This window comes from Acinetobacter sp. NIPH 2699, from assembly GCF_022549355.1.
Lineage (GTDB): Bacteria > Pseudomonadota > Gammaproteobacteria > Pseudomonadales > Moraxellaceae > Acinetobacter.
The window spans coordinates 90,854-97,226 of sequence record NZ_JAKZGL010000013.1; the positions used below are offsets into that span (position 1 = coordinate 90,854).

At 39.5% G+C, this 6,373-nt stretch carries 6 protein-coding genes and 1 pseudogene; 5 read left to right on the forward strand and 2 right to left on the reverse strand.

Going from position 1 to position 6,373, the window contains the following annotated elements; all coding sequences use genetic code 11:
- Positions 1 to 10: 10 nt before the first annotated feature.
- From ileS to MMP72_RS12570, 4 genes are all read left to right on the forward strand, one after another.
- Positions 11 to 2,848, forward strand: coding sequence for an isoleucine--tRNA ligase (gene ileS / locus MMP72_RS12555; protein ID WP_241317788.1), 2,838 nt, complete (start codon positions 11 to 13; stop codon positions 2,846 to 2,848).
- Positions 2,841 to 3,371 carry a signal peptidase II gene (gene lspA, locus MMP72_RS12560; protein WP_241317790.1) on the forward strand — a complete coding sequence of 177 codons (531 nt, stop codon included), beginning with the start codon at positions 2,841 to 2,843 and terminating at the stop codon, positions 3,369 to 3,371. Before ileS ends, lspA begins: the two co-directional genes overlap by 8 nt.
- A gap of 1 nt (position 3,372) precedes the next feature.
- On the forward strand, positions 3,373 to 3,855 hold the full coding sequence (locus MMP72_RS12565) for a peptidylprolyl isomerase (RefSeq protein WP_241317792.1): 483 nt from the start codon (positions 3,373 to 3,375) through the stop codon (positions 3,853 to 3,855).
- Positions 3,856 to 3,972: 117 nt separating this feature from the next.
- The gene (locus tag MMP72_RS12570; protein ID WP_241317794.1) at positions 3,973 to 4,515 is read left to right on the forward strand and encodes an NAD(P)H-dependent oxidoreductase; all 543 of its coding nucleotides are present in this window, start codon (positions 3,973 to 3,975) and stop codon (positions 4,513 to 4,515) included.
- A 219-nt stretch (positions 4,516 to 4,734) separates the two neighbouring features.
- On the opposite strand, the pseudogene MMP72_RS12575 reads toward MMP72_RS12570, so the two are convergent.
- Positions 4,735 to 4,884, reverse strand: a pseudogene (locus MMP72_RS12575) (ankyrin repeat domain-containing protein); the annotation flags it as partial.
- A 136-nt stretch (positions 4,885 to 5,020) separates the two neighbouring features.
- On the opposite strand from MMP72_RS12575, the gene MMP72_RS12580 reads away from it, so the two are divergent.
- Positions 5,021 to 5,230 (forward strand): hypothetical protein, encoded by a 210-nt coding sequence (locus tag MMP72_RS12580; protein WP_241317796.1) that lies wholly within the window; start codon positions 5,021 to 5,023, stop codon positions 5,228 to 5,230.
- Here the strand turns inward: MMP72_RS12580 and MMP72_RS12585 are convergent.
- Positions 5,227 to 6,186, reverse strand: a complete 960-nt coding sequence (locus tag MMP72_RS12585; RefSeq protein WP_241317798.1) for a Fic family protein — start codon at positions 6,184 to 6,186, stop codon at positions 5,227 to 5,229. The two genes, MMP72_RS12580 and MMP72_RS12585, sit on opposite strands and share 4 nt — an antisense overlap.
- Positions 6,187 to 6,373 lie beyond the last annotated feature (187 nt).

Here is a 6,373-nt window from a genome sequence, read left to right on the forward strand (position 1 = left end):
GACAACTTGCATGAGCGATAAGCAAACTCCTGAAAATGCAGTGGATTATAAAGCCACACTCAATTTGCCTCATACTGAATTTGCCATGAAAGCAAATTTGGCTGTGCGTGAAGCCAAATGGTTAGAAGAGTGGTATGCCGACAACATTTATCAGCAGATTCGTACATCGCGTATTGGTAAGAAAAAGTATGTACTTCATGATGGCCCTCCATATGCCAATGGTCAAATCCATTTAGGCCATGCAGTCAATAAAGTCTTAAAAGACATCATTATTAAAAGCCGCATCCTAGATGGCTTCGATGCACCATATGTGCCGGGTTGGGACTGTCATGGTCTGCCGATCGAACTTAAAGTTGAAGAAAAAGTCGGAAAAGTTGGCGTTAAAGTGGATGCCTCCACCTTCCGTAAAGCATGCCGTGAATATGCCTACACCCAAGTCGAGCTACAAAAGAAAGACTTCGTGCGTATGGGTGTGTTTGGTGACTGGGACAACCCATACCTCACCATGAACTTCAAGCAAGAAGCAGACATTGTCCGTGCGCTCGGTGCGATTGCCAAAGCAGGTCATATCGAACCCGGTTTAAAACCTGTGAACTGGTGTATGGACTGTGGTTCTTCACTGGCTGAAGCTGAAGTTGAATACGAAGACAAAAAATCAGATGCGATTGATGTTGGCTTCACAGTGGTTGACCTCAAAGATTTAAGCGCGCGTCTTGCGATTGACGTTCAAGACGTGACCGATATCGTGATCTGGACCACGACACCGTGGACACTCCCTGCCAACCAAGCGGTGGCGCTCCATGCTGAAATCGACTATCAGTTAGTACAGGTAACCACTGAACGCGGTAAGCAAAACTTTATTCTTGCCAAAGAGCTGGTTGAGTCTGCAATTGAACGTTACAAGCTGGAAAATCCAGTGGTACTCGCTGATTTCACTGGTTCAGCAATCGAAAATCTATTATTGCAACATCCTCTCCTGACAGATCGCCAAGTGCCTGTGATTTTGGGTGAGCACGTCATTGCCACCAGTGGTACAGGTGCCGTTCACACTGCACCAGGTCATGGTGTAGACGATTATAAAGTCGGTTTGCTTTATCAATTGAAAGTTGAAAACCCTGTAGGTGGTAATGGTGTTTATTTACCAACAGCGCCAATTTTTGCAGGTGAGCACATCTATAAAGCCAACCCTCAAATCATTGAGGCATTGGGTGCAGTTGGTCGTCTGTGGGCACATCAACCGATTAAACACAGCTATCCACACTGCTGGCGCCATAAAACACCGATTATCTTCCGTGCGACACCACAATGGTTTATCAGCATGGATGCCAATGGTTTACGTCAAAATGCCTTGAACGCCATCGAGAATGATATCGAATTTGTCCCTGATTGGGGTAAAAGCCGTATTCAATCCATGGTTGAAGGTCGCCCTGATTGGTGTATCTCACGTCAACGTACATGGGGTGTACCTATCCCGTTCTTTGTGCACAAAGACACCAATGCATTGCACCCGCGTACGCCTGAATTGATCGAAGAAGTGGCTAAACTGATTGAACAAGAAGGTATTGACGGCTGGTACAACCGTGAAGCCAGTGATTTCATTGGTGCAGATGCTGAACACTACAATGCTATTCGTGACACCTTAGATGTTTGGTTTGACTCTGGGACAACACACTACGCCGTGTTGCGTGAACGTGAAGATCTACAAGATCCTGCGGACTTGTATCTCGAAGGTTCAGATCAACATCGTGGTTGGTTCCAGTCGTCATTGCTCACCTCAATTGCAATCAATGAACGTGCGCCATATAAAGGCTTACTCACCCACGGTTTTGTGGTCGATGAGAAAGGCCGTAAGATGTCTAAATCATTGGGCAATATCATTACCCCACAAGACATTATTAAAGATATGGGTGCGGATGGCTTACGCTTCTGGATCGCTTCTGCCGACTATCGTTATGAAATGACGGCTGGTAAGGAAATCTTTAGCCGTGCATCAGATGGTTATCGTCGTATTCGTAATACTTTACGTTTCTTGCTGGCGAACCTCAATGGCTTCAAACCATCAACAGATGCGCTACCTATAGACCAACTGATTGCATTAGATCAATATATCCTGCAACGTGCTGCTGAGGTACAAAAAACCATCCAGCAAGCTTACGAAGAGATGAACTTCCATATTGTCACCAATGCACTCACCAACTTCTGTATTAATGACTTAGGTGGTTTCTATCTCGACATCATCAAAGATCGTCAGTACACCACCAAAGCAGATTCGCAAGCACGTCATTCTGCACAAACAGCGTTGTATCATATCGTGCAAGCTTTTGTTCGTTGGATGTCACCCATTTTAAGCTTTACCGCACAAGAAGCTTGGCCATTGATTCCAGAACAAACTGAAAAATATGTCTTTACGTCTGAATGGTATGACATTCCAACAGCATCAACAGCAAACTTACTGTCTGAAGCAGATTGGCAAACATTGATTAGCGTAAAATCAGCAGTAAATAAACAGATTGAAGCAGCGCGTAACGCTAAACTCATCGGTAGTAACTTATCTGCAAAAGTAGAGCTTTGGGCAGATGAAGCATTACAAACATTGTTAAACCAATTGGCTGATGAATTACGTTTTGTCTTGATCACCTCTCAAGTCATCGTTCACCCTTATGCAGAACAAGGTGAAAGCACAGACCTTTCAGGTTTACGTGTCCAAGTCTCAGCGGCAGATGGTGAAAAATGTGTACGTTGCTGGCATGTATTGCCTGATGTAAATACACATGTTGGTCATGCGGGTTTATGCGCGCGTTGTATCGTCAACGTCACTGGTTGTGGCGAAGTGAGAAAGTATGCCTAATACACAAGCAAAAACAGGCTTGTTTCAATTCTATCCACACAACTTACTGTGGCTTGGACTTTCCGTCCTTGCCATTGTGTTGGATCAATGGACAAAATGGATTGCAAGCTCGCATTTAAATTATGCGGATCCTGTTCCTGTACTGCCTTTCCTCAATTGGACATTACTGCATAATTATGGTGCTGCATTTAGCTTCTTATCGGATGCAGGTGGATGGCAGCGCTATTTCTTTACCTCGTTGGCGAGTTTAGTCTCAATCATTTTCATTTTCTGGCTGATGCGTATGCCGAAGAAGATGATCATTTTACCGATGGCAATTGCATTGATTTTGGGTGGTGCACTTGGCAATCTAATTGACCGCGTCAGCTTGGGCTATGTGGTGGACTTTATCCATGTTTACTATCAAAACAGCCACTTCCCAGCCTTCAATATTGCAGACAGTGCGATTACGCTAGGCACAATTTTATTGCTAATTGATACCTTCTTCCTTGAAAAGAAACGCAACCAAAACAAGGATGCATAACATGACTGAAATTATCCAACCAAACGAAGAAACGCGTATCCAAGATGGATCAAAGGTCGATTTGCATTTTTCTGTTTCAATTGAAAATGGCGTTGAAATTGACAATACACGCGGCCGCGAAGAGCCAGTTAGTCTTGTGATTGGTGATGGTAATTTGCTACCTGGGTTTGAAAAGGCTTTGTTTGGCTTACGTGCAGGCGACCGTCGTACTGTACATTTGCCGCCGGAAGATGCTTTTGGTCCTTGGAACCCTGAAAATATCCAGACCTTTGATACCGTTAAATTTGAACAACGTCCGATTGTTGGGCATATGATTGAGTTCGAAGACAAGGCCAAAGCAACCTTGTTTGGGATCGTAAAATCAGTCAATGATGACATCACCGAGATTGATTTTAACCATCCACTCGCAGGTAAAAATATTACCTTTGAAGTTGAAATCTTTAAAGTTACCCCTGCTGGTCAGCAAGGCATTAAACTGATGTAATACAAAAGCTCTCAAATGAGAGCTTTTTTTATCACTCAAGATAAGTATAAGATGATTCAGACTCCTCATTTTCGTAAAAATTAAATCATCAAACAAATAAATTATAGGAATTCATACATGCTCATTTATATTATTGTTGGCAGTGTTCGTGAAGGACGCACTGCGATTAAAATCGCAAATTGGCTAGACCAAGCGATTACAGATTTTAAATTAACGGACGTTCAAACAGAAATTGTCGATTTAAAAGAATGGGATCTTCCTATTTTTGCAGGGGCTCACCCTCCTGCATCAGGGATTTATGATCAACCAAAACAACAACAGTGGGCCGATAAAATTGCAACTGCTGATGCTTTTCTCTTGATTAGTCCTGAATATAATCATGGTTATAGCCCAGCGCTTAAAAATGCATTGGATTACATAGGTAAGGAATGGCAAGGTAAACCTGCTGCCTACATCGGCTATGGCTCAACCAATGGCTCTCGCTCAATTGATCAAATCCGTCAGGTAGGTACACAAATTGGCCTGATTGATTCCAATGCGACGCTAGAAATTCGGGATATTTTCAAACGTAATCAAGGAGAAATGTTTGAAGCAAATGAATTTGAGATTAAAGGGTTGAAAGTCCTGATTGAGAAACTACAGAAATATCATGTAGCTTAACTGTAAGCTTGAGCGTACAGTGATCGGGGTCATTGACGAATATACTGCCCCCAATTTTAGCTTTAATATACAAATCATAGAGAGACAGGAAGTCTCATTCAGAATAACAAAACACACAGGAAGTGGTTGTTTATAGGAAATAAACGACAATAAACTAAATATGAAGAAGCCCCGTCAGGATGATGGGGCTTTTTTTATCTGTAGGTTCTATTTTTCAATTTAAAGACTTTTGAAATATGCAATCACGTCTGTATGCTCAGCCATATATTCGCCTTTATATGCCACGTTTGCACCTATACTCAGTAACTTTACTACAGCTAAATTGTCATTCTCAGCCGCTGCTTATAGTGCACTATAGCCTTCATCATCTTCAGGGAATGGAGGGAAAGAATTGAATTTCATACCCTAAATCCTATTCAAATTACAAAAAATTTAATAAAGTATCTTGCTACTATATTAGGGTAATTATATGATCGTAAGATGTACGATATCGTTGGTGAGTTTCATGAAAATTTATAAGATTCGCTATTCATCTAATTTTAGCAATACGGCCTCGACCTTTGTTGAGCAAGTTAAAGTTAATTCAATTAATAGAAAAATTAAAAATAGTTTCAATCGCTCAGGAAAAGCTTCATTCGAAATAGAGTTTTCTGATACATCTGATAGACAATGGAATAATGTTGCTAAATTTGCTAGATTAAGAAGTTTGAATTAAAAAATTTTCTCTAAATTATCATTTATTAAATTACATAAAGGTCTTCTTTTATTATTAACAGAAGACCTAACAGCATAAATATAATAACATCTTCTTTTTCTAGTAATATTTTCCACATGAAAAAGATATTCAAATTTCAAAGCTATAAACTGACAAAATAATCTGATAGTGCGCCCATTACCATCTTTAAAAGGATGTATCCATGCTAATCTAGTATGGACTTTTGCTAATAAAATTACAAGTTCATGTTTGCCCATTTCTTCTTTTTGATTAATCTCCTGAACCTCATCAAATAATTCATTTAATGCTGTATTTATGCTTAAAGGATTCATCGTAGGATATTGCTTATTTCCAATGACGAGCTCTTCACCTTCTCTAGATCTAATTTGACCAGCCCATTTGTATATACCATCAAAAATCATTAAATGTATTTTTAAAAAAGTTGCTCTAGTAATAGAATAATCAGGGTCAAATACATGCCCTAATAATTGGTTCGAGGCATTCTGATAATTTATTTTTTCTAAAAAAATCAACTCTTCTTTTATTTCAGCACCCACTAAATTCTCCTCAGGAGGAACATTAACTTGGCTGATATTATTACTAATTACCTCATAAAATTCGATCTTTAAATTTTCTATAATTTCCCTATTTTTATTTTGGAAAATAAATGCATTTCCATCAAAACCTATCACAGATACAAATATAAAATCATCATATTCTTTAAATTTTATACAACAAGTATCACCTATTTGAATTTCTTGCCTATCAATAGCTTCTGTTGGTAATTCACAAATTTGTATAAAATCAAGTTTAGGAAAAGGCTTAATTAAACCCGATTTTCCAATCACCATACCTCTTTTTTTATGCCAAAACCAATGTTTAATACCGTGTTTATGAGGTGCCGTCTTAATATGAATCATTGAGTGCAAGTTTATTTGACTTAGAATATGATTCATTATTAGTATTTCATTTTATTAAAATATGATCTAAATGTAATTGTATATTTAATTTTTCAACCGTGCAATAAAAAACACCCCTTAACTGTTAGGTTAAGGGGTGTTTTTAATTTAAAAGCTGGCGATGACTTACTCTCACATGGCAAGTGCCACACTACCATCAGCGCGAAGAGGTTTCACTTCTGAG

Excerpts from the sequence above, each read along its gene's own strand:
- MMP72_RS12565 (WP_241317792.1), top strand. The coding sequence starts at position 3,373 with ATGACTGAAATTATCCAACCAAACGAAGAAACGCGTATCCAAGATGGA.
- lspA (WP_241317790.1), top strand. The coding sequence starts at position 2,841 with ATGCCTAATACACAAGCAAAAACAGGCTTGTTTCAATTCTATCCACAC.
- ileS (WP_241317788.1), top strand. The coding sequence starts at position 11 with ATGAGCGATAAGCAAACTCCTGAAAATGCAGTGGATTATAAAGCCACA.
- MMP72_RS12585 (WP_241317798.1), bottom strand. The coding sequence starts at position 6,186 with ATGAATCATATTCTAAGTCAAATAAACTTGCACTCAATGATTCATATT.
- MMP72_RS12580 (WP_241317796.1), top strand. The coding sequence starts at position 5,021 with ATGAAAATTTATAAGATTCGCTATTCATCTAATTTTAGCAATACGGCC.
- MMP72_RS12570 (WP_241317794.1), top strand. The coding sequence starts at position 3,973 with ATGCTCATTTATATTATTGTTGGCAGTGTTCGTGAAGGACGCACTGCG.